This is a genomic window from Shewanella sp. Isolate7 (assembly GCF_022398425.1).
Classification (GTDB): domain Bacteria; phylum Pseudomonadota; class Gammaproteobacteria; order Enterobacterales; family Shewanellaceae; genus Shewanella.
In genome coordinates this window covers 18508-44331 of the sequence record NZ_JAKEVJ010000011.1, presented here as the reverse complement: position 1 = coordinate 44331, position 25824 = coordinate 18508, and the positions used below count along the sequence as shown (strand labels likewise).

Below are 25824 nucleotides of genomic sequence, written 5' to 3'. Positions count from 1 at the left end.
TTAAAAGAATAGGATGGCCTGGTCTTGCCTCTAATGGCGCCTATTGCAATTTGGCTGGGCGCTATTTAAGTTGGGAAGAGGCGTCGAGAAAAGGGTTCGGCAGCATAGGCACAAATTAAGGCGCTAAATATAGTTGCTAAATTTAGGCACCAACTATAGGCACCAACTATAGGCACCAACTATAGGCGCTGAATATGGGTGCTAAGTATAGGCATTAGTATAGGCATAGGGAAAGCCTGCCCATCTTAGACGATAATCAATAACAGGCGTTGGCCTAACTTGCGGGAGAGCAATTTGATCTGGTGTAGCGCGTGGCGCATCTTGCTGATTGGTTTATCGCTGATCTATTTATCACTGCTTGGTCTATCCCGTCCGGTTGGGGCGGCGCCCCTGCGTATGTTGACCGAAGAGTGGGCGCCCATGAGCTATCAGGAACAGGGGCTTCCCATGGGCTATGGTGTCAGCCTGGTGCGGCGCCTCGCCAGTGAACTGGGCGAGGAGGCCAATATCGAGGTATTGCCCTGGGCGCGGGCTGTTGCCATCGCAGAGGGCCAGGCCAATGTGCTCTTGTTTGCCACCTCCCTTAACGAGCAGCGCAGCAGGAATTTCGATTTCGTCGGTCCCATAGCCACCACCAGTATCTCTATCTATGCCAAGGCCGATGACAGGGTGACGCCCACATCGGTAGCTGAGCTGGATGCCCTGGGCAGCGTCGGCGTCTATCGTGGCTCTCTGGGGGAGTCTATCCTGATGCGTCAAGGGGTAGAGCACCTGACGGTGGCCAGCTTTCCCCAGCAGTCGGCGCGTCAGCTACAGCACGACAGGATCCGTTTCTGGTGTCAGGCCGATCTGGCGGTGGCGAGGCTGCTGGCCGAGGTGAATATGGGGCTGGATGAGGTGCATCCCGTGTTGGAGCTGGCGCAGATAGATCTCTATCTGGCTTTCTCTAAGGGGACTGACCCAGAGCGGGTGCTTCGCTGGCATGATGCCCTGGTTAAGCTGCAGGCCTCAGGCGAGATGGCGCGCCTCTATCACGAATGGTTTCCCAAACTCACTCCACCCCATCGTATCGAGCTGCTTAAACATGGTGACTTAAGTTTGTAGGTCGCTGGTTGGTCGCGATTAGCTAACCGCGACTATGGGTTGACTGCTGCGTCTTAACTGTGGCTTCTGGTTAATTTCAGCTGTCGGTTAATTGCAGCTGTCGGTTAATTGCAATCATTAGGTATCTAAGATGGCGCAGTTACGGCCCGATGACTTGGCGCGGTAGAGGGCATCGTCGGCCCGTTTCAACAGCTGCTCGAAGCTCTTGTCGCCATCGCTGCAGGCGATACCTGCGCTGATGGTGAGCTTGAAATTCATGTAGACGTCATCGAAATTGCTGCTCTCTACCGTGGTGACCAGGCGCTGGGCGACATTGAGTGCCTGCTCGGCCGTGGTGCCGGGCAGGATAACCAGAAACTCTTCTCCGCCGACACGTCCCACCAGATCTTGTTTACGCATCAATCCGTTGCTGATGTTGGCGAGGGCGATGAGCATCTTATCACCTATATCATGGCCATACTTATCGTTCACCTTCTTAAAGTGGTCGGCATCGAACAGTATGATCGACAGCGGGTGGTGCTCCTCATTCTTGGACTTGAAGTATCCCTCACCCTTGGAGTAGGTGTAGCGCCGGTTAGGCAACTGGGTCAGGTGGTCCGTCAGTGCCAGGATAGAGAGCAGCTTGGATTTCTGTGACTGCTTGTAGGCGACGATCGAGAGAATGATCATGATGATGCAGCCCAGCACGATCACCGCCAGTTGCAGATACTTGTTCTGCTTGAGGATCACCAGCTCGTTTTCCTTGATCTTCTGCAGTTCGATCAGCTGCTGATTCTCGCGCTCTATCTGCTCGGTATTGAAGCGGGTTCGCATCTCGGTGGTGCGGTTGGTCTGCTGGGTGGCATCGAGTGCCTTATGGGCCTGGATATAGCTCAGCAGCGCCTCGTAGGCCTGTTGCCAGTCTTTTTCGGCGACGAAGATCTGGCTGTGCACCATATGCAGCATCTCCAGGCCGCGGGTGTTTTTGATCTGATTAAAGGCCTTCTCGGCCATGTCGATATAGTCGAGAGCCTGTTGATACTGACCATCCTTCAGCGCCGATTGCGCCTGATAGAGGCGCATGAAACTGTAGCTGGCGCCTTGTTCCGGCTGTACGTACTTCTCTGCGAGCGCTAGGTATGGCTTAGCCTCCCTTTGGCGATGTAGCTCAATCAGTACGCCGGCAACATTCACCGCGGTGTAGGCACTGGCTTCCTCACCCAGGGTGTCGCGCCAGTATTGATAGGCCTCCTTGTGCTGCTTAAGCGCCGCCTCATACTCGCCAAGTTCCTGAAGGGCGTAGCCTATCTCTGTCTTGATGGCGTTGGCGCCATTTTTGTCGCCGGTATCTTCGAAGCCCTTCTCCAGCTTGTGATAATATTTGATGGCCGTCTGGGGATCGCCGAAGCGGCGATAGCTGGTGGCCAATTCGGTGAGGTTGTAGATGGCCCAGTGCTGCAGGTTGAGGGATTCATACAGGTGCTGGGCGGTGATCAGATCTTCCAGTGCCTGGGCAAAGTTACCTTGAAAAGAGTAGATGGCGCCGCGCAGTGAGCGCGAGTCGGCGATCAGCCTCGGGGATTCGATGAGATAGGCTTCGGCGACAACCTTGTTGTATTCCTCCAGAGCCACATCTACCTTGCCAAGCAACTGGTGCATGAAGGCGCGGCACAGCTTGAGATCTGTGGTTATCTCTGGCGAGGCGGCGACCCCTTCGGTAAGGAGTTTCATGTCGGCAAAGGCGATGGCATCTTTGAGCGCTTGCTGCTTGGTGATGTCATAGTTGTTCCAGCAAAGCACAGTCTGTAGCTTGAGGTAACGCTCCATGTCATCGGGCGAGACATTGGTCGTCAGGAAGCCAAGCGCCTCTTTGATCGCTTCCTGGTCACCATACTCGCCGCGATCGAATTTCTGGAAAACAGCATCTATCTCTTCGGCGGTATTTTCTTGCGCCAGGCTCGATGGGCTGAGGCCTAAGAGTGAGAGGCTAAGGCTGATCAGCAGCAGAGACGTTATCCAGGATTTTGCTTTTATTTTTCTTGTCATTTTTAGCTTTGCCAACCTTGCTATGTGACCATTTAACCATAGCATAAACACTTTTTTTGTAACTATATTATACGGATGACAGTTTATTGACAGTAAAAAGTATATTTTTTATGCGTTGTTTTTAACTTTCATATAACAAAAGTGTCAATTTTCCTTTTCAGTCAGACTAGGGTATAACGTCAGCCTTTATTCTGCGCCCGCTTGGCGGCCCAATCCGGCGAGTGTTTTTAGGCGAACCTAGCCGCGGTAATAGCGGCGTGTTGTGTTGAGAGTGTCTTATGAGTAAACCCAGTCAAGAATATCAGGCGATCGCCGAACAGGCGGCGCTGAACGTATGTAATACCGTGATCTCTATGGATAAGGTGCCGGCAAATCTGCTTGAGGCCTATGCCAATCTGTTTAACGAGTTGTTAAGCGATGAAGAGGGCAAATTTATCGCCGCCTGGGAGGCCCTGCCTACCAGCGCCAAGGGGCTATTGGCTCAGGCCGAATTTCACGGCTTCTATATCGCGAATGCCTGGCTACAGCTTAGCCGCGTCGCTCAGGATATCGCCGAGTTGGCCGATAGCGACGAGGCGATTGAGGAGAAGGAGTACAACAACATCTTTACCCGTCTTTCAGACGCCTCGCTCAAGGAGAGTGTGAAGAAGTTGAAGAAGGCCCGCACCGACCGCGCGCTACTCAATAGCATCAAGGCGGTCATTGCGGGTAAGTAATTGGGCCAATAAATAGACTGGTAGCTTGCATCTTTGGCTACCGGCGGCGCGCTATTTTACCGAGGCTATTTCACCCTCTGTCAGGTAGCGCCATTCCCCCTCTGCCAAGCTGTCGTCCAGCACTATCTCGCCGATAGACTCCCTGTGCAGTCCCACCACCTTGTTGCCGACGGCGGCAAACATGCGTTTTACCTGATGATATTTACCTTCGGTGATGGTGAGTCTCGCCTCATGGCTGCCAAGCAACTCAAGCTCAGCGGGTTTGGTGAGCCCATCTTCGTTGCGCAGTGCCAGCCCGGTGGCAAATTGCTCGACCCACTCCTCTTTGAGGGGATTGGCCAGCTGCACCAGATAGGTCTTACCGCATTCGCGTTTCGGAGAGGTGACCCTGTGGGACCACTGACCGTCGCTGGTGATCAGCACCAGCCCAGTGGTATCGGCGTCCAGTCGTCCGGCGATGTGTAGGTCTTCTTTATGGGGCAGTTCGAGCAGATTGAGCACAGAAGGATAGGCCTCATCGACGGTTGAGCAGAGGGTATCCACCGGCTTGTGCAGCATGATAAAACGTGGCCCAATCAGCGAGATGGGCTCGCCGTCCAGACAGACTTTCTGGCTATCATTCAACTTAAAGCTGCCATCTTTGATCACCTGGCCATCGACGGTCACTTCGCCTCTGTGAAGGGCCTTCTTGGCCAAGGAGCGGGTGAGATGGGTGGATTCGCTGATAAATTTGTCTAAACGCACTGGGTTAACCTAAGGATGCTACTGTGGGGCGCTATTATGAGGCCCCAGAGAAGAAAGGAAAAGTGCTAGAAAGGAAAAGTGCGAGAAAGGAAAAGTGCTAGTCGTGCGAAATGCCAGTAAAGAAAAGTGGCTGCCCGGATAAATGCCGCTAAGGAAAAATGTTAGCATGAGCAATCTTAAATTGCGTATGCATCCCTAAGGAGTCGGCAGGCGATGGAAGCTCTTAGTGAATTTGACAAGATGATCGGCGGTCAGGAGTACAACTGCCTCGACAGCGAGTTGCAAAAGCGCTGGCAGTTGCGGCAACAGGCGAACGCCGAGATGAACCTGCGCGCAGCAGTGGACTATGAGCTGCTGCCTCATCTGGATCCCCAGGCCGTGATTAAGCTGCCGCTCTATATCAGCTATGGTCAGAATCTGCATGTGGCGCCTCAGGTATTTATCAACGTCAATGTCACCCTGCAGGACAACGCCCTCATCACCATAGGCCGCCAGACCATGATAGGGCCAAACGTGCAGTGCTACACCGCTAATCATCCACTGGATGCGGAGCGTCGCTGTCAGGGCTGGGAACAGGCCGAGGCTATCCAGATCGGCGAACGGGTATGGATTGGTGGCGGGGCGATCATTCTGCCGGGCGTGACCATAGGCGATGAGGCGGTTATCGCCGCCGGCGCCGTGGTGACCAAGGATGTGGCGCCGAGGACGCTGGTGGGCGGTAATCCGGCGCGGGTGATACGATATATCTAGGGCCTGTTGACCTTTTGAGAACACTTTTTGTTCTAATTGAGCACGTTCAAATCGCGGCATGAGGCTTGAAGTATAGTTATTCTATATAAAAGCCGAGTAACAAAGTGTTGAACGTGCTCAAGACGAACCCTGCGGGCAGCGTCTGTATCATTTTTCTACTGCGTTATCGCTCATTGATGTAGTGCACTACATTACAATCGCTCTGCCTTGTATAAAAGCGATACAGAATGCTGTAAAAATGAACGCGAAAGATAAACAGGCCCTAGGCGCTACTGGGCTGCTGGCCTGGGGAGAGGAAATCTTTACTTACATATGAGTGAGCATAATTTCACCCACGGACCGCAGATAAACTTGTTTACATTGGCCCAATCCCTTTAACATAGGTATCTTGAAGCAGTTTTTGCACCATTTTGGCTTCGCCATGACAGTCGCATTGCTAACAAAAAAACAATTAAGCATAAAAGGAATTCACATGAAAAAAGTGTTCGTTGGAGGGGTGTGCGCCTCTTTGATTCTTGGTCTTAGCGCTTGCAACAGCGACCAGGCAGAAGTTAAGGCCCCTGAAACCGCCAAGACAGAAACCGCAGCCGCGGTAGAGCAGGCCCTGACCTCGGGGATCGATTTCGCTAACTTCGACAAGTCGGTACGTCCTCAAGATGATTTTTATGCCTATGTAAACGGCACCTGGATCAAGAATACAGAGATCCCAGGCGATCGCACCAGCACGGGTGCCTTCTATGACCTGCGTGAGAAGTCGCGTGACGATGTTAAGGCGATCATCGAAGAGGTGGCGGCTACGCCTAACCTGAAGGCGGGCAGCGATGAGCAGAAGGTTGCCGACCTGTATCGCTCTTTCATGGACACAGATCAGCTAGACAAGCTGGGTATCAAGCCGATTCAAGGTGAGCTGGACAAGATCGCCGCCCTTGAGAACAAAGATCAGCTGGTGGAATACTTTGCCCACAGCCAGCTCATAGGTGGCGGCACGCCGCTGGCTTTCTACATCGACATCGACTCGAAAAACTCTAGTCGCTATGCAACCCATATCTGGCAATATGGTTTGAGCCTGCCGGAGAAAGACTACTACTTCAACGAAGCCGAGCGTTTCGTCAACATTCGTAAGGCGTTTGTGGCCCACATCGAGAAGATGTTCAACCTGGCTGGTCTGGCGAATGCCAAAGAGAGCGCCGAGCAGATCCTTGCGCTGGAAACCGCTATCGCCAGCCGTCATTGGGATGTGGTCGAGACGCGTGACAGCACTAAGACCTACAACCTGTATCAGGTAGCGGACCTGCCTAAGCTGGCACCGGATATCAACTGGAACGGTTACCTCAAGACCCTGGGCGCTGACAAGCAGGCCGACATCATCATCAATCAGCCTAGCTTCATCGAAGGTTTCAACGAGGTGCTAAAGGCTAACGATCTGTCTGTATGGAAGACCTACATGAGCTGGCAGATGCTGACGCACTTCGCCGGCGATCTGAGCACAGAGCTTGACCGTGAAAACTTCGAGTTCTTCTCTAAGACGCTCAACGGTCAGGCCGAGCCGCAGCCACGTTGGAAGCGCGGCGTGAGCACGGTAAACAACCTGCTGGGCGAGGTTGTGGGTAAGGTTTATGTGAAGCGTCACTTCAAGCCTGAAGCTAAGCAGCGCATGCAGGAACTGGTTGAGAACCTACGACGCGCCTACGGCGAGAGCATCGACGGCCTGGATTGGATGAGCCCAGATACTAAGGTGGCGGCCAAAGACAAGCTGGCTAAGTTCGATCCTAAGATCGGTTACCCAGATCGCTGGGAAAACTACGACAAGCTGACCATCAAGGCTGATGACCTGGTGGGTAACAGCATGCGCGCCAGCGAGCTGAGCCACGAGAAGGAGCTTGAGAAGCTAGGTTCGCCAATCCGCAAGTGGGAGTGGCACATGACGCCACAGACGGTAAACGCCTACTACAACCCAACCATGAACGAGATTGTGTTCCCGGCAGCGATTCTGCAACCGCCTTTCTTCAACATGGCGGCAGACGATGCGGTTAACTATGGCGGCATCGGCGCGGTGATCGGTCACGAGATGGGTCATGGCTTCGACGACCAGGGCGCTAAATTCGACGGCGAAGGTAACATGCGCGACTGGTGGACCGAGCAGGATCTGAAAGAGTTTGCTGCGCGCGGTAAGGCGCTTGTGGCTCAGTACAACGGTTACGCGGTGTTTGACGACCTGAATGTTAACGGTGAGCTGACCCTGGGTGAGAATATCGGCGACCTGTCTGGCGTGACCATCGCCTACAAGGCCTACAAGATGTCACTCAATGGTAAAGAAGCCCCTGTTATCGACGGACTGACCGGCGACGAGCGTTTCTTCATCGGCTTCAGCCAGATCTGGCGTGCCAAGATCAAGGAAGAAGCGATGCGTAACCGCGTGGCGACCGATCCGCACTCACCGGCTAAGTTCCGTGCCTTGGGAGCGCTATCTAACATGCCTGAGTTCTACACCACCTTCGACGTTAAGCAGGGCGATGCCATGTACATCGAACCCGCTCAGCGTGTGAAGATCTGGTAATTCGAGTTTTCTCGATGAAAAAGAGCGCCTTGGCGCTCTTTTTTTATGTCTGTTTTATGATAAACAATTGTTCATGATCCATTCAGCCAAGGTTAAGTGAACTCTGGCTAGATTAAGGGTTCAAGGTTTGCGCTTTTACCGAGGACGGTTATGAATAAGTTGTTTAGACCCTTTTTTATCTTCCTGTTACTTGTCTCTACCCGCAGCGCCCTGGCGACCAACTACGACGCCTTAATCGATACCAAAGAGGAGTCTGGTTGTTACGCCCAGAAACAATCCTTCAGTAAGGACCAGCATGGTCTGCATGCCATCGCCAGTAGCTCGGCGGCCCTGATACGCCAGAGCAGCGATGATCTCGATAGCCTCTATGCTCAGGCCCAGAACGCCCAGCAGGAGCTGACCAGCCTGCTTGAGGGGCTAAATACCCAAGACAGTTACCAACTGCTGATCCCCGAAGTGAAAAGCTATGAGCGTGCTAAGGCCAAGATTGACAACAAGTTTGACGGCGATGCCAGCCGCATCACGGATCTTGCCAGAGCCAGCCTGGTGGCCGAAGATATTCAGGGGCTGATGACGGCGTTTGAGGATTTACAGCAGAAGGTCAAGGTGCTGCAGGTGAAAAACCGTTTCGCCGAGCCCAAAGCCTCTGGCTACCGTGACCTTAACCTGCTGGTGCAACTGCCACAAACCGGCATGATTGCCGAGGTGCAGCTGCACCTCAAGGCCATCGCCGAGATCAAGAGCGGCGAAGAGCATAAGGCCTACGAACAGATCCAGGCCATTGAGGCCCGCGCCATGGCCCAGTCTCGCGAGCTGAGCGAGCTGGAGCTGGCGCAGATAACCCATCTGCGCCAGGCCTCTCACAAGCAATATCACAAGGCTTGGCTCTACTATAAGCGGCTGGACAGCGCCGAGCTGCTAGCCGCGGCCTAATCTCAGTGTGGCGCCGCGTCTGCGATAAATTGGAATAACAATCTGGGCTTAAAGCGATTATACTTGCCGCCATTAGCCCATTAACAGCAGACGATAATGCACGATCTTATCGAGCAACTCAGGGAACTAAGCGAGACAGTTCCCGTTCCCCTGGAGCTGCCAAGCTTCGATCAACTGGTCGAAGTGGAAGAGCAGATCCTGATCCCCTTACCCGCTGAGCTTAAAGAGTATCTCCTCTTTGCCAGCGACGTGATTCACGGCACCCTGGAGCCTGTGACCGCAGCCGATCCCTATGCCCATACTTATCTGCCTGAGGTGACCTCCTATGCCTGGTCTATCGGTATGCCGAGGGAATATATCGCCATCTGTCAGCAGGGGGATGACTTTTACTGTATCGATCAGGAAGGTCAGGTGATGCTGTGGCAAGACGGTGAGCTGGCCGAGGAGAGCTGGGAATCGTTCTGGCAATGGGTCGAAGAGGTTTGGATCCCCGCCTAGGCGCGTGACAAGATTAACTCAAATTTGGATATCAAGATGGCAAAGACAGCTGAATTAAATGCGATAGAAATTAAATACCTGCGTCACTCACTCGGCCTAACAGCCGCTCAGGTGGGCGAGCTGAGTAAGTGCAGCGAGGCCGACGTATTGGCCTGGGAAGCGGGTGCAGCCGAGGTGTCGGGTCTGGCAGCCAAGAAACTACTGGAGCTAGATGAGACCATAGAGATGCAGGTGCTTAACACCTGTGATGGTATCGAGGAGCTGTTTAAGAAGGAGCCTAAGCGTCGCCTGAGCTTCGTGGTCTATCCGACACAGGCTATCTACACCCAATACAATCCCGAGTTCTTAAGCTCGCTGCCGCTGACCGAGCTATACAACACGGCGGCCTGGCGCATCAAGAAAGAGTGCAAGTTGGTGCTCGAAGTCGAGGTGACTCTGGTGGCGCTGGATGTAGAGGCTTACAAGGCCTATCGCGAGAAGGAAGGCCTGAAAGAGAGCCGCGAGAGCCGCGCCAAGTGGGCGGCCACTCAGCTGTAACTTTATGCCTGAGCTGATAAAAAGCCCTCATCTTGCGATGGGGGCTTTTTTAATTATCTTTAATTTTCTGGCAGTATTGCCTCAGCAGATTCAATGCTATCTTTTGCAGATGTTACTTAAAGGTTAACGCCATTTGGACAAGGATATGTACCAAGTCACCAGCCCTCGCCAGGCCATCTTGCTTTTAATCGCTATCGCCGCGCTTATCTATCTGCCGCTTATCGAGAGTCTGTTACCCGGCTTGTTTGGCGCCTATTGGCTCAACCCGCCTTTTATGGCCAAGGTGAAACCCATAGCCCTGCTGCTAAAACTCATTGTGGTGTTTTTGGGCTTTTGGAAGTTGGAGCAATATCGCCGCCAATTTAGCGAGTTTATTCACCTTCATTGGCCGGTGTCTTTCTTCATTCAGCTCAGTTTCTTGGTTGGAATAGTTCAGCTTATTTTATTGAGTCTAGGTATGTTGATGAGCCTGGTATTGAGTCCAGATACTGATGAGCAGAGCCAGTTTAAGCGCGATCGAGATTACGCCATCTGGGTGCAGACCATAGACCCTGGTGCCATGGGCAAGGCCTATCACAAGGTGTGGCGCCAGTGTGATTTGCCGCTGTGGCGCTATCAGCTAAAACCGATTAAAACCTTGGACTGGCTGGGCGACATAGAGGTGAGTCTGGATGAGGAGCTCTTGAGGATCCGTTCTCGCAAGGATGAGATTAAGCTGGATCTCGCCAAGGTACTGGATTGTCTGACGACTTAAGGGCTGCTAGCCGTAAACAAGGAAAATATGCGGATGCTTTTAGGCATTATGGCTAAGAAGGGCAGCATAATGCCTGAGAGACATTATGCTGTTAAACCGTTATCGCTAATCAGCGGCCTTAGCGGCAACGGCCTCGGTTTTTTCAAGCGCGCTGGCCAGGGCCGGGCGACGCTGCATCATGTCTCTGAATGCCGCTAACTTGGGGGGAATACTTTGCTCGAACACTGTCGCCCACATCAGGGTATGCGCCAGCATGATATCGGCAACGCTTACCTCATCACCCAGCAGGTAAGGGGTGTCAGGTAGCATGTTCTCGGCCAAGGCGGCTGCCTTGTCGAACTCCCAAACCGCTATGGGTAAGATGCTGGGGTGACGCTGCGCCTCGGGCAGGGCGAATTTGTGCTTACCCATGGTCCATAGTGGCTGCTCCAGTTCGCAGATGATGAAGCTCATCCATTGATGATAGTGACCTGCCTCGGGCGTGCCCGGCGTTGGCAGAAACTGGCCCTTACCGTATTTTTCGGCCAGGTATTGGCAGATGCCTGCCGATTCTGTCAGTACCAGCTCGTCATCTTGGATGACAGGCACCTTGCCACTGGGATTCATGGCCAGGAAGGCCTCACTGCGGTTATCGCCCTTAGCAAAATTGATGAAGTGAAATTGCCAATCGATACCGAGTTCTTCAAGCAACCAAGAGACGCGCAGCGCGCGGCTTCTTGGGGTTCCATATAGCGTAATCATCCTTTTCCTCACTTATTGTTGAGAGAGCCGTTAGTCTAAATAAAAATGGCATCCATTTGGATGCCATTTCTGTGACAGTTAGAACCTCATGCTCAACTTGGTATAGAAGTAGCGACCCATAGGGTTATGGGTCGCGATCACATAGCCGTAGAGGTCGGTGTCACCGTCGCCGATGGCAAATGGCGGCTCTTCATCCAATACGTTGTTGATGCCCACGGTCCACTTGAAGGTGTCGTTGAAGCGGTAAGAGCCCGACATATCTACCAGCAGCTGGGAGTCGACCATGCGTGACTTGTTGTCTTCGAAGTCGAGTACGCCGTCGAAGTCAATGTCTGGCGTATCTTCAAATTCGCCGATGTAGCTGAAGTTGATGTTGGCGGCGAAGTCATCCATGGTCCAGTTGGTGGTGAGTAACCAGCGGTGTTGTGGATAGCGGTATTCACCCGTGTAATCCAGGTCGTCCTTCTCAAACTTATGCAGGTAGCTGTACTCCAAGCCAAACTTGAGGTCACCGAAGCGATCAAACTCTAAGCCGTAGTGGGTGGAGACGTCTACCCCTTGTACCTCTTGTGAGCTTAGGTTGATAAAGCTTGAGTGGATCAGGCTGATTGGGCCCAAAGTTTGTCCTGGCTGAGGCGCCAGACGCTCACAGACAGTGCTGTTTTGATCGTTACAGTTGGCCAGGTAGATCTCGCCCAGTGGCTGCTTGTCGATCTTGTTGTCCTGGGTGATGCTAAACACGTCGAAGCCGATGTCGAACTTCTGGCTTGGTGCCCAGATAAGGCCCGCGTTCCAGGTTTCTGACTCTTCGGCGTCCAGATCTGAATTACCGGCAAATTCTGTGTTGTAGTCCAGTGCGGTACAGTCGACGTTGTCAGCGGCGCAGCGGTAGGTATCGATGAAGAAGCTACTCTCTCTCGATGGACCAAGACCGATTTGTGCCAGAGACGGTGCGCGGAAACCGGTTGCCCAAGAGGCGCGAGCCGTCAGTGCGTCTGTGATCCCCCACTGGAAGGCGACCTTAGGGTTAGTGGTCGAACCGAAGTCGCTGTAGTGGTCATAGCGACCAGCCAGCTGTAACTCGAAGTTGTCGGTGACAGGAATAGAGAATTCCACATAGGCGGCGTACTGGTCACGATCGGCCTGTGCCGATACGGCTTCGGTACCGAAGATGAGGCCGCGCTGGAATTGATCATCCGGGATATCGCTCACGTCCTCTTCGCGGTACTCGACACCCGCGGCCATCATGACTTCACGATCGGCCAGGGTAAATGCTGGGCCCGTGATGCTGGCATCGTATGCGGTCAGGTGTGACACGCCCTGGCGAACCAGGCTGGTGGTGATGCGATCGATCACATCCTGTGAGTTCATGGTGCCGCCAAAGGGGTTGTAGTTGCCGGCGTCGATCTCCGCTTGCAGGAAGTCTGTGCGTACCCAGCCCTGGGTTCTGTCGCCTTTCTGGGTCGATTCGCTGCGGCCTTTCTGGGCCGAGACTTCCCAGTCCCACTCGTCTATGTTGCCACGCAGGCCGGCAACCATGCGCAGGGTGTCAGATTCGATGTCCCAACGACGTGGTCCGGCATCGACGGTACGGTAACGACCGATCTCGATATCCTTGCCCCAAGGGTTGTTGGGATGAGTGCCCGGTACCGTTAGCATGGCATCTTCATCCAGCGGTGTCGGCGCGCCGCCCGCTTCTGAGGTGTTGTGTTGGGCGGCGACTTCCAGGAAGGCGGTCATCTCATCGCTCAGGTGGTAGTCGAACTGGGCGATAGCCCCCACACGCTCGGCGGCGGGAATGGTAAGGTTGTATGGGCCGTAATCAAACAGACAGCTGCCGCTGGCAGTCGCCGAATCGGCTGGACAATCCGGGTCTATGGTCTTGACGCCATCGACATAGAAGTAGCCAGGAAAGCCACGTGAAGAGCGGAAGTCTTCACCGCCGTATGGGCTCTGGTTAGCGGTGCCGAAACGGCCCATCTCGCTGGCGGCCAGGGTGTTGTTCTTGAAGTAGTCGAGGATGATAGAGGCGCTGCCCTTATCTGACTGCATGCCCCAAAGCATAGAGCCGCTCTGCTCATCATAGCCCGAGCCTGAGGCATCGCCATAGCCTAGGTTAATTTCGAGTCCTTCGAAGTTTTTACGCAGTATGATGTTGACCACACCGGCGATGGCATCTGAGCCGTAGATGGCCGAGGCGCCGTCTTTGAGGATATCGATACGCTCGATGGCGGAAACCGGAATATTGTTGATGTCGACGAAGGAGTTAGTGATCCCCTCGGCGAAGGAGCTGATGGCCACACGGCGACCATTGATCAACACCAGGGTGGCGTCTGGGCCCATGCCACGCAGACTGATTGAGGCCGCGCCGTTAGCGGTTGAGTCTTGGCTATTACCTCGGGTCGAGAAGGCGCCCGCGCCGTTGGCTGGCATGCGTTCTAGCAGCTGTTGCAGGTTGTCGAAGCCCATGTTGGCGATATCGTCTTTATTGATCGATTGGATCGGTGATGGGTCTTCGATGTCGGTACGTTTAATACGAGAGCCGGTGACTTCGATGCGTTCGACGCTCTCGTCGGCAGCATAAACATGTGGGGTTAGCGCAATGGTAATGGCGATAGCGCAGGCGCTGGGCCAGTATTGAGGTCTTTTCATGATTATCCCTAATTACTCGTTATATTTTTAATTCAGTGACTACCACTCAACTACCGCCACCATTTTGTTGCATTAACGTTACTAAACTAATTGCTAATGTAACAAAGCCAATAGTGCGAATTGCTAACAAATGTAAATAAACGCATGATTTTGATTGATTAAAGCGAGGAGCCTTGGCATTGTCATAGGTTGGTTCCCGCCCTGTGTATTTGGAGATGTAAATAAAATGGAAGAAAAACACTGCTCGAAGCACGTTTTCACCGCAAGCTCGGACTCTATTGGCTGACCACTGGCGCGGCGGTGTTGGGCATCTCCCTGGTCGGTATTCCGCTCCTGCTGCTCTGGTACCCCATAGGCTTATGGGCGACCAGTCGTTATATCGCCAACATGAGCGCCGAGCTGACCACCAAGAAACTTATTGTGCGTAAGGGAATACTCACCCGCACCGAAAATACCGTGCCGCTGGATAAGATCACCGACATGGCGATGATCCAGGGCCCCCTGATGCGGCTGTTCGGTATTCACAAGTTAACGATTGAGACGGCGGGGCAGTCGGGGTCTGGCGCGCTGATCAGCCTGACAGGCATAGAAGAGGCCGCCGAGTTTCGCGCCGCCGTGATGGCGCAAAAGAGTGCGTTGGCCGAGCAGAGTCAGCCGGTTGAGGCGAAGGTGGATGTGGCCGCCCAGACCCTGACCTGCCTGCAAAACATCGAAGAGACGCTCAGGCGTATCGAGGCCAGGTTACCTCAATCATAGCGACCCTTGTCTTTGCAGCTGTCTTAATCGTTGCTGCCGCGCGAGAGTTGCTGCTGCGTGAGTTTATTAATTTTTAACTTTGTCTGAAGGAAGAATAGTGACCGTGGAAGATCTCACTGTAAATACGAGTCAAACGGGTTATTGGCTTGTGTGTCGGCGTCTGCTGCGAGCCACAGGCCCAGGTCTGTTGATGGCGGCCGCGGCGATTGGTGCCTCCCATCTGGTGGCCTCGACCCGCGCCGGCGCCGAATTTGGCTGGCAGCTGGCCTGGGTGATACTGCTGGTGAATCTGCTCAAGTATCCCTTCTTCGCCGCCGGAGCACGCTATACCGCGGCGACGGGGGAGAGTCTGCTTCATGGCTATCAACGTCAGGGGCGGGGCTATTTACTGCTGTTTTCCCTGCTGAATTCGATTGCGGCGGTGGCCAGTACCGCAGGTGTCGCCATGTTAACCGCGGCGCTGCTCACCCAATTTATTCCATTGTCGATCGACCTGCTGGCGCTGATCGTGCTGCTGGCCAGCCTGCTTCTACTGGTGCTGGGGCACTACCGGGTGTTGGACAGGGTCACTAAGGTGATCATGCTCTGCCTGACGGTGACTACCCTGAGCGCCGCCGCGCTGGCCTTTAATGCCGAGCCTATCTTAGCGCCGGACTTTGTCTCGCCCTCGCCCTGGCAATGGGCCCATGTTGGCTTTCTGGTGGCCATGATGGGCTGGATGCCGGCGCCTATCGAGGTGAGTTGCTGGAACTCCCTCTGGCTGATCGAAAAGCAGAAACAGCAGAAGGTAACGCCCAAGCAGGCATTGTTCGATTTTAATCTAGGGTTTATTACTACGGCGATTTTGGCCGTGGTATTTCTCTCTCTGGGCGCCATGGTGATGCATGGCTCTGGCGTGCATTTCTCGCCATCCGGGGCCAAGTTTGCCGAGCAGTTGATTCAGCTCTATAGCCAGGTGCTGGGTGAGGACAGTCGTTATCTCATCGCCCTGGTGGCCTTGCTGTGTATCTTCAGCACCACGGTGACAGTGGTCGATGGCTATAGTCGTACGCTTATCTTGAGCCTGCAGCTGTTGCGGCAGGATGAGGTCAGCGAGCGCGGACTGAATCTCACCATGTTAATCGTCAGCCTATTGGGACTCGGGATCATCTTGTTCTTCAAGGGAGCGCTGCTGCCGCTGCTGCAGTTTGTGATGACCCTGGCCTTTATGACCACCATCATCTTTGCCTGGCTCAATTATCGTTTGATGACCAGTGATAACCTGGCAGCCGCTGATCGCTACGGCGTGGCCATGCGGCTGCTCTCTTGGATCGGCATGACTTATCTGTTAGGGTTTGCCGCTTTATTTGTTTACTGGAAGTTTATCGGTTAAGCCGGTTAGGAGAACAAGGATGAAGATCAATGTCTTGGCGACCAGCCTCTGTCTGCTGGGGGCCATGGCGGGCAGTGCCGCGGCAAGCAATATAGTGACTGACCTGCAGCCGGCGACTAACGAGCTGGCAAAACGAAAACCGGGCCAAGAGGTGGCGCTGGGTGATGCTTCCGATGCCATTATCGCCGCCAACGAACGTCCCTTCTATGGCATTGTTGCCCTGATGCAGGGCGGTGAGATCCGCTATGTGAAGTCAAGCGCTTATGGCCAGCAGCTCGCCCCGACGCTGGATAGCCGGGTCATGTTGGCCTCCCAGAGTAAAATGGTTACCGCAGCGCTGGTGATGCAGGGTGTCAGCCAGGGGAAGTTTGCCCTGGAGGATAAGGTGAATCCTTATCTGGCATCGGCCAATCTGCCTACCTATGACGAGCGCATCACCATAGCTCAGCTACTTAGTCACAGCTCAGGGATCGCGCCCCAGGGCAAGGCGAATCGATTCACTCCTGGCAGCGATTTTCAATATTCTAACCTGGGCTATCAGGTGCTGGGACAGCTGCTGGAGAGCCAGTATCAAACCGACTTTTCGACCCTGGTTAACGGCTTTCTTAAGGAGCATGGCGTAAGCGGCGTCGAGGCGCAGCTCGGCGCGCAGCAGGGGCTGATCGCCGGCATCGAGGCGAGTAGCAATGAGCCGATGGAATATGAGGTGCAGATGAACCTGTTACCCGGCGGCGGCATGACGGGCTCGGCCAAGGGGCTGCTCAATTATCTTAGTGCCTTGCATGGCGGTAAACTGCTGAGTAAGGAGGCCTATCAGGCGATGGTGACGCCCAGGATGCAGCGCCCTCACCGCTGGCAGCAGCTTTATTACGGCTTCGGGGTACAGGTGAATCAGCAGGGAATCGAGGAGTATAGCCACTCAGGTTATCTGCCTGGCTATCAATCCCTGAGCCTGAGTTATCCGGCGTTCGATACATATCTTGTGGTGCTGGAAAACGCCTCCTGGCCCATTGATGAGCGCAATCAAGCCTTTGGCCTGCACGATAAGCTGCGTCAGTCGCTTAGAGACGCCTTGATGGACGAGGCCAAGGCTGAAAATAATGCCTCGGCGTCGACGCAAAGTCGGTTATAATATCGACTCAGTGGCAGGCGCACCCGCGCGAGCCAGTAATCTAAGAAGTTAAACCATGATTAATAACGATATTTTACGCCGTCTACGATTCGTATTCGATTACAAGAACGCCAAGATGATCAAGATCTTCGCCAAGGTCAAACACGAGATGACCCAGGAAGTCTTGCTCAACATGCTCAAGAAAGAGGCTGAAGAGGGCTACAAGCCCTGTAACGACAAGACGCTGTGCCTGTTTCTTGATGGTTTGATCATCGAAAAGCGCGGCCTGCGTGAAGGCGCCGAGATCCCATCTCCCGTGTCTCAGTTAAACAACAACCTGATCTTCAAGAAGCTGAGGATCGCGTTGGAGATGCGTGAAGAAGATATTATCGAGACCTTAGCCCTGGCGGACTTCAGAATGAGCAGTTCTGAACTGGGTGCCCTGTTTAGAAAACCCGGCCATAAGCACTTTAAGGAGTGCGGCGATCAGGTGCTGCGCAACTTCTTGACCGGCCTGTCGATCAAGTATCGCGGAAAGTAAGAGATATCGTCATCTAAAGACGCGGCTTAGGCCGCGTTTTTTGTGTTTGGCCGTTAGTGTTTAAAACAGCCAGGGTGTGAAAATAATCAAAAAATGATCGCGCCAAAGGCAACAAAGATCACACTTTGTGGTAATCTTGCCAAAATTGATAGCACAGCCATTCCAACATACCCACAGATAGAGAAAAGGTTACCAATGGACGATAATAAACGCCCGCTATATCTTCCTTTTGCCGGCCCAGCCATTCTTGAAGCCCCCTTGATCAACAAGGGCAGTGCCTTTACCGAAGAGGAGCGCATCTTCTTCAACCTCGAGGGGCTGCTGCCCCACGTCATTGAGACCATCGAGGAGCAGGCCTCGCGTGCCTACGATCAGTACAAGAACTTCAGTAACGATCTCGACCGCCATATCTATCTGCGCAACATTCAAGACACCAACGAGACCCTCTATTACCGTCTGTTGCAGAACCATATTACCGAGATGATGCCGATCATCTATACCCCTACGGTTGGCCTGGCCTGTGAGCGTTTTTCGAAGAACTATCGTCGTAACCGCGGCCTGTTTATCTCCTATCCTAATAAGGATCGCATCGACGACATCCTGAATAACTCGACGCGCCAGAAGGTGAAGATCATCGTCGTCACCGATGGCGAGCGCATCTTGGGTCTGGGCGACCAGGGGATCGGCGGCATGGGTATTCCGATTGGTAAGCTGTCACTCTACACCAGCTGTGGCGGTATCAGCCCGGCTTATACCCTGCCTATTACGCTGGACGTGGGTACTGACAACCCGCATCTATTGGAAGATCCTATGTATATGGGCTGGCGTAATCAGCGTATCGGCGGCGAAGAGTATGCCGAGTTTGTCGAGGCCTTCATGCAGGCGGTTCACAGACGCTGGCCAGATGCCTTGATCCAGTTTGAAGATTTTGCCCAGAAGAACGCCATGCCACTGCTCGAGCGTTACAAAGACAAGTACTGCTGCTTCAACGACGACATTCAGGGCACGGCGGCGGTGACCGTTGGTTCTCTGCTGGCAGCCTGTCAGGCGGCGGATACTCAGCTCAGTCAGCAGCGTGTGGCCTTCCTCGGCGCCGGTAGTGCAGGTTGTGGTATTGCCGAGGCGATCATCGCCCAGATGGTGTCAGAAGGGATAAGCGACGAGCAGGCACGTCAGCAGGTCTTCATGGTAGACCGCTGGGGGCTGCTGCAAGATAACATGCCTAATCTGCTGCCGTTCCAGCAGAATCTGGCGCAGCAGGCGACCAGGGTTGAGGGCTGGAACACTGAGAGCGAGAACATCTCGCTGCTGGATGTGATGAATAATGGTAAGCCGACCGTGCTCATCGGCGTATCTGGCGCCCCGGGTCTGTTTAGCGAAGAGATCATCAAGGCGATGCACAGCCACTGTGAGCGTCCTATCATCTTCCCGCTGTCTAACCCGACCAGCCGTGTCGAGGCGACACCGAAAGATATTCTGCACTGGACCAAGGGCCAGGCGCTGGTGGCAACCGGTAGCCCGTTTGAGCCCGTGGTGATCGACGAGCAGACCTATGAGATCGCCCAGTGCAACAACAGCTATATCTTCCCAGGGATAGGCCTGGGTGTGTTGGCCTCGGGTGCCAAGCGCGTCAGTAACGAGATGCTGATGGCCTCGAGCCGCGCCCTGGCAGAGTGTTCTCCTTTGGCTAAAGATGGCGAAGGTTCGCTATTGCCTGCGCTGGAAGATATCCATGCGGTGAGTAAGTATATCGCCTTCGCGGTGGGCAAGGTGGCCATCAAGCAGGGCCATGCGCTGCCGGCCAGCGACGAGCTGCTGATGCAGTCCATTGAAGATAACTTCTGGACCGCGGAATATCGCCGTTACAAGCGCACCTCTTTCTAATCTTTTAGGTTAGTTAGTAACGCATTTAAGAAGCCGCCTCTTGGGCGGCTTCTTTGTGTTTGTGGCTAGGTGAAATTTTGCTTTCGATCACAAAGTGTTAGTGGGGCGTATGATCTTGCCAGCACTTCTGCTACCCGGATGACATTTTTAAGTTTGGCTTAATCTTGGCTGGTAATGCTCGCCAGACAGCTTGCTGCGCCTTGGATCTTGCCCGCTTTGGCCATACCAGGCGGCAAGCCTTTGAATGTAAGCTTTTTAGCTGTTTGAATTGCCAAAACTGGAGCCTGAAATGAAAAAATTAATCACCCTAGCCGCCGGCCTGTTATTTGCTGGCACGGCCGTTGCCATGGATTGTAAAGATTGCCATGAGCCTATCGACCTGACCATGCACACAGAGTCAGAGGCTACCCTGGCAACCTGTAACGATTGTCATGGCATGGAAGATGCCCACGCCCCCGACATGGAGATGCATACGCCTGAGCTGACCATCAAAGAGTGCGCCGATTGCCACGGTATGAACTAGCTTTAAGCTGGCATAAAAAAGGGCCCTCAGAGAGGGCCCAAAGACAAGGTCGAACTAAATCGTTGGACGCTTAGTGCAGCTTACGACGTCCGGCTAGCAGACCCAGTAGGCCCAGTGCCAGGAAGCCGAGGCTACCGCCAGAGTCATTGTCTGTTGGCTCATCTGGCGTTTCCGGCGCCGGCGGCGTTGGCTCAACACCGTCTGAGTTGACCGTCAGCATGAAGCTGGTGGAGGCGGCGTCAGATGGGGAGGCCATGTCGTGTACCGTGACCGTTACTAGGGTCTCACCATACCAGTCTTTCTCTGGCGTGATGCTGAAGCTATCACCATCGACCTCTGCCGTGATGTGCTCACCCGAGACCATGATGCCATTGGCCGTGCCTTTGACATCGTTGTAGATCACTGTGATGCCTTCTAGCGTGGCATTTTCTTTCATGCTCATATCGGCAATGGCTGCAACGCTGATATTCGATGGGCTAGAGACCTCATGGGTCACTGTGACCAACTCAGAGTCCGCATATTGAGTGTCGACCTTCACAAAGTTGTCGGTGCCAACCGCATTGGCCGAAACCCGCGCCGAGAACTTGAGTGATACCGCTGATTGCTCAGGGCCACGATAGTCGGCACAGATGACAGTGCCAGAGCTGATCTTCTCATCGACATCCTTATAGGCGAAGCCATCGTTCAGCCAGCCACCGGCAGGACCGAAGGTGGCACGCTCACCCCAGTAACCATGTAGACCGACAGAGCCGAACTGATCGTTTTCCGTGTCTAAGGTTTCATAGGCGAAGATGATCTCCGGGCTTGCCTCATCGAAGCTGAGGTCAGTTGCGATGATAGTTTGGATGTTAAACTTGGCTTCGGGATCCGGTGTGTCGTTGCCGCTGAGGAAGGAGTTCCACTCCTCACCGCCATCCCACTGGAAGATGTAGTGCTTGTTGGTGATCACCGCATACACTGCATTTTCGACACGGCCGGTATTCCAGTTAAACCTCGCCTGCGGCATTCTTACATCGCCACGCCATAATGGCGCCACCATAGTATCCGGGAAGCCCTGGAAGTTATCATCGAATGGCAGGTTGAAGTTCCAGAAGTCAGGCATAGGGTCAAACTGTACATAGCCAAAGGGAGAGATGGCTAATATGTCTTGACCAAAGACCTCTGGGTTACCGTACAGAGGCACATGAGGTAAGCCATTGGCACTGAGCGGGATCTGTAAGGTTTGATTCGATAAGCCCGACAGGCCGATATGGTTGAAACCTTGCATAGGTAAATCATAGAAGCTGCCATCTTCCCCATAAGGAACCTTACAAGTGTTATCGGTGAGGTTGGTAGTAAAGACATAGTGGCGTTTCATCTCGCTCGACGAAGGCTGCGTGGCCGCTATAGCGATTGTGTTGCCTTCAACCGTCATGCCCTCACCATAGTTGCCGATACCGCCTACCGAAACTGTGTCTGGCATGAGAACCAGGCCGTCGCTTAGCTCGGTGTTAAAGGTGAACTCTCGCTCGCCCCCTAACAGGTTAGGCGCGAGTTCCACGACGAAATCCAGAATGTCGCCCTCTTTCGCCGCGGTTTGCGAGGCCGTGACTGTGGTGTCACTGCCCATGTGCATGAGTTTCACCGCGAAGTCACCCAGGTTAGAGTCGTTATATTCGTCACTTCCCAGGCCGACCATGCCGTAGTAGACATCACCTTCCTCGGCGCCGGGCAGATCGTAGTTGAGTTTTAGCTGATAAGGGGTCATGCCGTCGTTGGTCGCCGGACCTTCGATGGACAGGTTGCCACTATCGCTTTCGCCTACTATCGCCAGGCTAAGCTCGAATGGATCGGCGAGGTTCTTCTGATCCTCATACTCCCATTTCCAGTTGGCAGCGATGGCCCAGTAACGACCTGGCATAGGGTTATTGATGGCACAGAAGTCGCCATTGTCTGTCTGTGAGAAACAGATGGCTTCATCTAACCACTGAATATCCTCATCACCGTTGACGTCCATACCTAAGTCGATTGAGGTATAGGCGTGTCTCGGTGCCGACAGAACCTCCCAGACGACACGCTTAGTGCCTTCGGGCACATCGAAGAAGATTACCTTGGCGCCGCCATCCTCTATCTCCTGACGCGTATAGCCGTCTGAGTATTTTCTGACTTCGGCACGCTTAAGCTCGGTGTCGTGACGCTCACCCTTGGTGAGGCCATATATCCGCGAGTTGAGCGATTGTATTTCTTTGGTGTGTAGCGCTGGCGTCAGGTTGTGACCCTGCTGGCGATGTATGATGCCAGAGACTTCGTTAGGCAGGCTGTCGCCCTTATAGCGAACCCCAACAGGCAGGTGCTGCATCGGCTTGCTGCTGTCGCTTGGTGTCAGCTTGACGCTACCCGTCAGCTGGATTTGCGATGAGTCGGCGCCGATGGCCTCGACCTCGAGAATCTTCGCCTTGAGGCTGATGCTCTGGGATTCGCCGGCCTTGAGGGTAAAGGTCTTAGGCGATACCTCGAGCTCTAGCATCTGCGCGCCTTCCATATCATTTGGCGTGGCCTCAACTGTCCAGGTGCCGTCCTGGGTGGCGGTAACCGTGCGCATCCAGGTACAGGTGCCGGGGCAGCTGTCATGATAGAAGTAAGGCAGGTTCAAGGTATGAATATTGCCCCCATTCTTGGGGTTGGCGGCGCGGTAGTTTTCGACGCTCTCATCAAGCAGCAGCATGGCATTGTTGGCGCGTGACACATTGATCACCCCGCTACCCGCGTCGCTATAGCCAGCCGCAACCGGATCGTATGGATGGCCGTCCCGTGCACGGGTCACCCCATCGAGCGATGCCGTGGTCATCAGCGCCGATTGGATCTGCGCCGGAGTCCAGTCTGGGTGCGCCTGAGTCAGCAGTGCCATGGCGCCTGCCACGTGCGGTGCCGCCATAGAGGTGCCGCTGATGGCGGCGTAGTCGGCTGGCATGCCTTGGGTGGTGAATGGCATCTCATCGGCCCAGGCGGCGTATACGTTAACGCCTGGCGCCGCCAGGTTAGGCGACATCACATCTGGTGCCTCCAGGTTGGGGCCGCGAGATGAGAAGTCGGCGACATAGTCGGCGGTACCTTCTCTGGTGGTGACCTCTGAGGCCGTGATAGTTAGGGCATGGTCGCTGCCTGCCGCGAGCCAGTCTTGCAGGCCATAGTTGCCGTTGCTGCTGTTGCCATAGTAACTGCCGTAGTTGATGTTGATGCCTGGGATAACATAGGGGTCGTTATGGGTCGGGTCTGAGTATCCTGGGTTCCACAGGATGAAGCCACCGGCACCACCGGCCTGGACATTCACCGCCTTGGTTACACGGGCGATTTCGCCGCGCTTACAGACGACGATCGGCGCAGTAGCATAAGGATTGCCTGCCGGATCGACATCGAAGAAGCCCGCCGGGAAGGGCTCGTTACACATCTCATATTCACTGCCGTAGGCCTTGGCCTCGACCACTGGGCCTGTGTAAGCCTCGGTAATTCCCGATCCTTCCAGATCGCTAAGCGGCTGCTCGCCCCCCGTTGCATTGGTCAGCATCTTGCCTTCTACGGCAATCTCACGGCCGTGTGTGGTAGCGGCTACCGAGGTGAGCCAGGGAGAGAAGTGATCGATTGCTCCGCGAGCCTGAGAGGCGTATTGCGGCATGTAGGAGTTACCCGCAGATGCCGAGACGGAGATGCCCGCCTCGCGCGCGGCGAGGAAGCCTAGCTCCATAGGGGCGTCCCAGGGGAAGGTGCCAAAGGTGGTGCCTATCGAGTAGTTGATCACATCGACACCATCGTCGATGGCGGCGAGCAGTGCAGAGCCCTTACAGCCGCCATAGCTGTCGCCATAGCTAGTATCACCTGGGTAACACACCTGATACATGATGACGTTGGCGCGCGGAGCGACGCCAGAAATCTTGCTGAACTTGAGGCCAGTGGGGATACCGTCGCCGGTCTCTCCAAGTGCAGGCACCACATAGTCTACGTCTGACAGTTCATTGCCCGCTGCGGTCGAGGCGGTGTGTGAGCCGTGGCCGTTATAGTCCTCACCGTTTTGGGGGCGTTTGGGGTCTTCTACTTCCCACCAGTTCTTATCGGGCTGGAAGAGAGGATCCAGGTAGCTGTCGGTAATCGTCTCGTACGAGCGAACGCCGATCAGCTTGTCGTTACACATGCTGGCAAATTCTGCTTTCTCACAATCGCCGAGATAGTGGCTGTAGCGATCGGGCATCTGATGCACATAACCATCACCCGAGACGGCGGCGAATGAAGGATGATCTGTGTTGATCCCCGTATCCAGCACACCGACGACTATGCCTTCGCCCTTGTACTTATCGTCGGCCGCTGTGCCCATCCACAGACCGTCGGCACCAATGTGTTTTGGCCCCACGTCTGTGTGCAGTTCATACATCTTCTCTAGGCTGACATTGCGAATGCCGGGCAGGGTAGCCACGCGAGCGGCCTGATCTTGGGTCATGCGCATCGCCATGCCGTTAAAGGCCAGTCGATAGTGTTGCTTAACTTCGACATTGCCGCCCACGGCAGCGCCGATCTGCGACAGCACCTGAGCCTGCTTGTCGGCGAGATAGTTGCTGTATTGCTTCACCGCACTGCTCTGCATATCGACCTTGTTGTGGCCTCTTGGATTGAGCATTACAGGTACTGTGCTCATGGCTGGGGAGGTTGCCGCCAGCTCGGGAAGGTCACCACGATAGAGTGAGACCGGCTTGTCGCTGAGTTCGACGATATAGGTCTGCTCGCCGGTCAGGCCTGCTTCAAACTTAAATGGCACCTTGCTGTTTTGCTGCGTGGCAATCGCACGGTGCACGTTCTTCCCATTGCTGCCGCGCTGTTGCAGCGACTCACTACTCTGGGTGCCATTGCGCAGCTTACCGGCGCGTAGATCCTCGTTGTATTTCAGGATGGCATCGGTGATCTCTATGCTGCGCATGTTATGGGTATCGGCATTGCTGGACGCGGCGGCGCCGCCAACACCGGCGGCATAGATGGCCGCTATGGTCATGAGACTTATTTTCTTCAATTTCATTGGTTGTTCCCTTTTCTTTTTATTGTCAAAGCTTGGGCTTGGTTGCAAAAGTAAGGCACTCGTACAGCATTCGATTCTTATTGAGTTATGGATGTGCAGGCCAATGCGTAAAAGCTATAGGGGTATGCATAAAGGCTATGCGCCAATGAAGGTGAAGACTCTGTGCCGGACGGATCAAGCGCCTTCTGGATAGTCCTTTAAACTTATTTTGGTTTCTATTTTGGTTTTTTATGTTGGCTTTTGGCGGTTGGGCTTTGTGATTGGTGTATTTCTGAAGCCTTATTTAGGGGCGGCAGACCAAACTGAGTTGGATGCCTCATGTATCATTTGGTAGCAATCTGATACAAATTGTTAAATTTATGTTGTTAGGGCGAGGTTAGGCGCTTTATTTGCGACAGCTTAATTTTGGTGTTAATTAACATTCTGTTTTAAAAGCTTTTATTTCGAATGACTCAAGATCTGCTTTTCTGATACGTGCCCGTTTAGGGTGAGTCTCATACCTTGCTCGTACTGGGCCCCTATATCGCTTGCCTTTTTATAGTGATAGAAATGGTGCTTATGCAGCGACTAACTCATTAACTAGTTCAG

General features: G+C 54.1%; 19 protein-coding genes. 14 read left to right on the top strand and 5 right to left on the bottom strand.

Annotated features, from left to right (window positions below):
• The first annotated feature begins 294 nt into the window (after positions 1–294).
• On the top strand, positions 295–1104 hold the full coding sequence (locus L1D47_RS04180; protein WP_239882686.1) for a transporter substrate-binding domain-containing protein: 810 nt from the start codon (positions 295–297) through the stop codon (positions 1102–1104).
• 117 nt (positions 1105–1221) lie between these two features.
• On the opposite strand, the gene L1D47_RS04175 is transcribed toward L1D47_RS04180, so the two are convergent.
• The gene (locus tag L1D47_RS04175; RefSeq protein ID WP_239882685.1) at positions 1222–3129 is read right to left on the bottom strand and encodes a diguanylate cyclase; all 1908 of its coding nucleotides are present in this window, start codon (positions 3127–3129) and stop codon (positions 1222–1224) included.
• Between the two features lie 278 nt (positions 3130–3407).
• Here L1D47_RS04175 and L1D47_RS04170 point away from each other — a divergent pair, with 278 nt between their 5' ends.
• The gene (locus L1D47_RS04170) at positions 3408–3845 is read left to right on the top strand and encodes a DUF3069 domain-containing protein (RefSeq protein WP_239882684.1); all 438 of its coding nucleotides are present in this window, start codon (positions 3408–3410) and stop codon (positions 3843–3845) included.
• 51 nt (positions 3846–3896) lie between these two features.
• Here L1D47_RS04170 and rsuA read toward each other — a convergent pair whose 3' ends face one another.
• Complete coding sequence (gene rsuA / locus L1D47_RS04165) at positions 3897–4589, bottom strand: 16S rRNA pseudouridine(516) synthase RsuA (protein ID WP_239882683.1); 693 nt, start codon at positions 4587–4589, stop codon at positions 3897–3899.
• A gap of 213 nt (positions 4590–4802) precedes the next feature.
• Between rsuA and L1D47_RS04160 the strand changes: the two genes are divergently transcribed.
• From L1D47_RS04160 to L1D47_RS04135, 6 genes are all read left to right on the top strand, one after another.
• Positions 4803–5339: a sugar O-acetyltransferase gene (locus tag L1D47_RS04160; protein ID WP_239882682.1), complete on the top strand. Its 537-nt coding sequence runs from the start codon at positions 4803–4805 to the stop codon at positions 5337–5339.
• Between the two features lie 472 nt (positions 5340–5811).
• Positions 5812–7896 carry a M13-type metalloendopeptidase gene (locus tag L1D47_RS04155; RefSeq protein WP_239882681.1) on the top strand — a complete coding sequence of 695 codons (2085 nt, stop codon included), beginning with the start codon at positions 5812–5814 and terminating at the stop codon, positions 7894–7896.
• Positions 7897–8046: 150 nt separating this feature from the next.
• Positions 8047–8829, top strand: a complete 783-nt coding sequence (locus L1D47_RS04150; RefSeq protein ID WP_239882680.1) for a RelA/SpoT domain-containing protein — start codon at positions 8047–8049, stop codon at positions 8827–8829.
• A gap of 96 nt (positions 8830–8925) precedes the next feature.
• Positions 8926–9327 carry an SMI1/KNR4 family protein gene (locus tag L1D47_RS04145; protein WP_239852053.1) on the top strand — a complete coding sequence of 134 codons (402 nt, stop codon included), beginning with the start codon at positions 8926–8928 and terminating at the stop codon, positions 9325–9327.
• A 36-nt stretch (positions 9328–9363) separates the two neighbouring features.
• The gene (locus L1D47_RS04140; RefSeq protein ID WP_239882679.1) at positions 9364–9864 is read left to right on the top strand and encodes a DUF4447 family protein; all 501 of its coding nucleotides are present in this window, start codon (positions 9364–9366) and stop codon (positions 9862–9864) included.
• A 145-nt stretch (positions 9865–10009) separates the two neighbouring features.
• Positions 10010–10618: a hypothetical protein gene (locus tag L1D47_RS04135; protein WP_239882678.1), complete on the top strand. Its 609-nt coding sequence runs from the start codon at positions 10010–10012 to the stop codon at positions 10616–10618.
• Between the two features lie 105 nt (positions 10619–10723).
• Here L1D47_RS04135 and L1D47_RS04130 read toward each other — a convergent pair whose 3' ends face one another.
• Together L1D47_RS04130 and L1D47_RS04125 are read right to left on the bottom strand one after the other, a co-directional pair.
• Positions 10724–11359 (bottom strand): glutathione S-transferase family protein, encoded by a 636-nt coding sequence (locus L1D47_RS04130; protein ID WP_239882677.1) that lies wholly within the window; start codon positions 11357–11359, stop codon positions 10724–10726.
• A 78-nt stretch (positions 11360–11437) separates the two neighbouring features.
• Positions 11438–14011: a TonB-dependent receptor gene (locus tag L1D47_RS04125; protein WP_239882676.1), complete on the bottom strand. Its 2574-nt coding sequence runs from the start codon at positions 14009–14011 to the stop codon at positions 11438–11440.
• 240 nt (positions 14012–14251) lie between these two features.
• Between L1D47_RS04125 and L1D47_RS04120 the strand changes: the two genes are divergently transcribed.
• The 6 genes from L1D47_RS04120 (at position 14252) to L1D47_RS04095 (ending at position 20198) form a co-directional block, all read left to right on the top strand.
• A complete protein-coding gene (locus tag L1D47_RS04120) occupies positions 14252–14767 on the top strand; it encodes a PH domain-containing protein (RefSeq protein WP_239882706.1) in 516 nt (171 codons plus the stop codon).
• Between the two features lie 103 nt (positions 14768–14870).
• Positions 14871–16139 (top strand): Nramp family divalent metal transporter, encoded by a 1269-nt coding sequence (locus tag L1D47_RS04115; protein WP_345778752.1) that lies wholly within the window; start codon positions 14871–14873, stop codon positions 16137–16139.
• A 19-nt stretch (positions 16140–16158) separates the two neighbouring features.
• Positions 16159–17271, top strand: coding sequence for a serine hydrolase domain-containing protein (locus tag L1D47_RS04110; protein ID WP_239882675.1), 1113 nt, complete (start codon positions 16159–16161; stop codon positions 17269–17271).
• A 55-nt stretch (positions 17272–17326) separates the two neighbouring features.
• Positions 17327–17791 (top strand): DUF1456 family protein, encoded by a 465-nt coding sequence (locus L1D47_RS04105; protein ID WP_239852043.1) that lies wholly within the window; start codon positions 17327–17329, stop codon positions 17789–17791.
• Between the two features lie 195 nt (positions 17792–17986).
• Positions 17987–19675 (top strand): NAD-dependent malic enzyme, encoded by a 1689-nt coding sequence (locus tag L1D47_RS04100; RefSeq protein WP_239882674.1) that lies wholly within the window; start codon positions 17987–17989, stop codon positions 19673–19675.
• 289 nt (positions 19676–19964) lie between these two features.
• The gene (locus L1D47_RS04095; protein WP_239882673.1) at positions 19965–20198 is read left to right on the top strand and encodes a hypothetical protein; all 234 of its coding nucleotides are present in this window, start codon (positions 19965–19967) and stop codon (positions 20196–20198) included.
• A gap of 70 nt (positions 20199–20268) precedes the next feature.
• On the opposite strand, the gene L1D47_RS04090 is transcribed toward L1D47_RS04095, so the two are convergent.
• Positions 20269–25236, bottom strand: a complete 4968-nt coding sequence (locus L1D47_RS04090) for a S8 family peptidase (protein ID WP_239882672.1) — start codon at positions 25234–25236, stop codon at positions 20269–20271.
• Positions 25237–25824 lie beyond the last annotated feature (588 nt).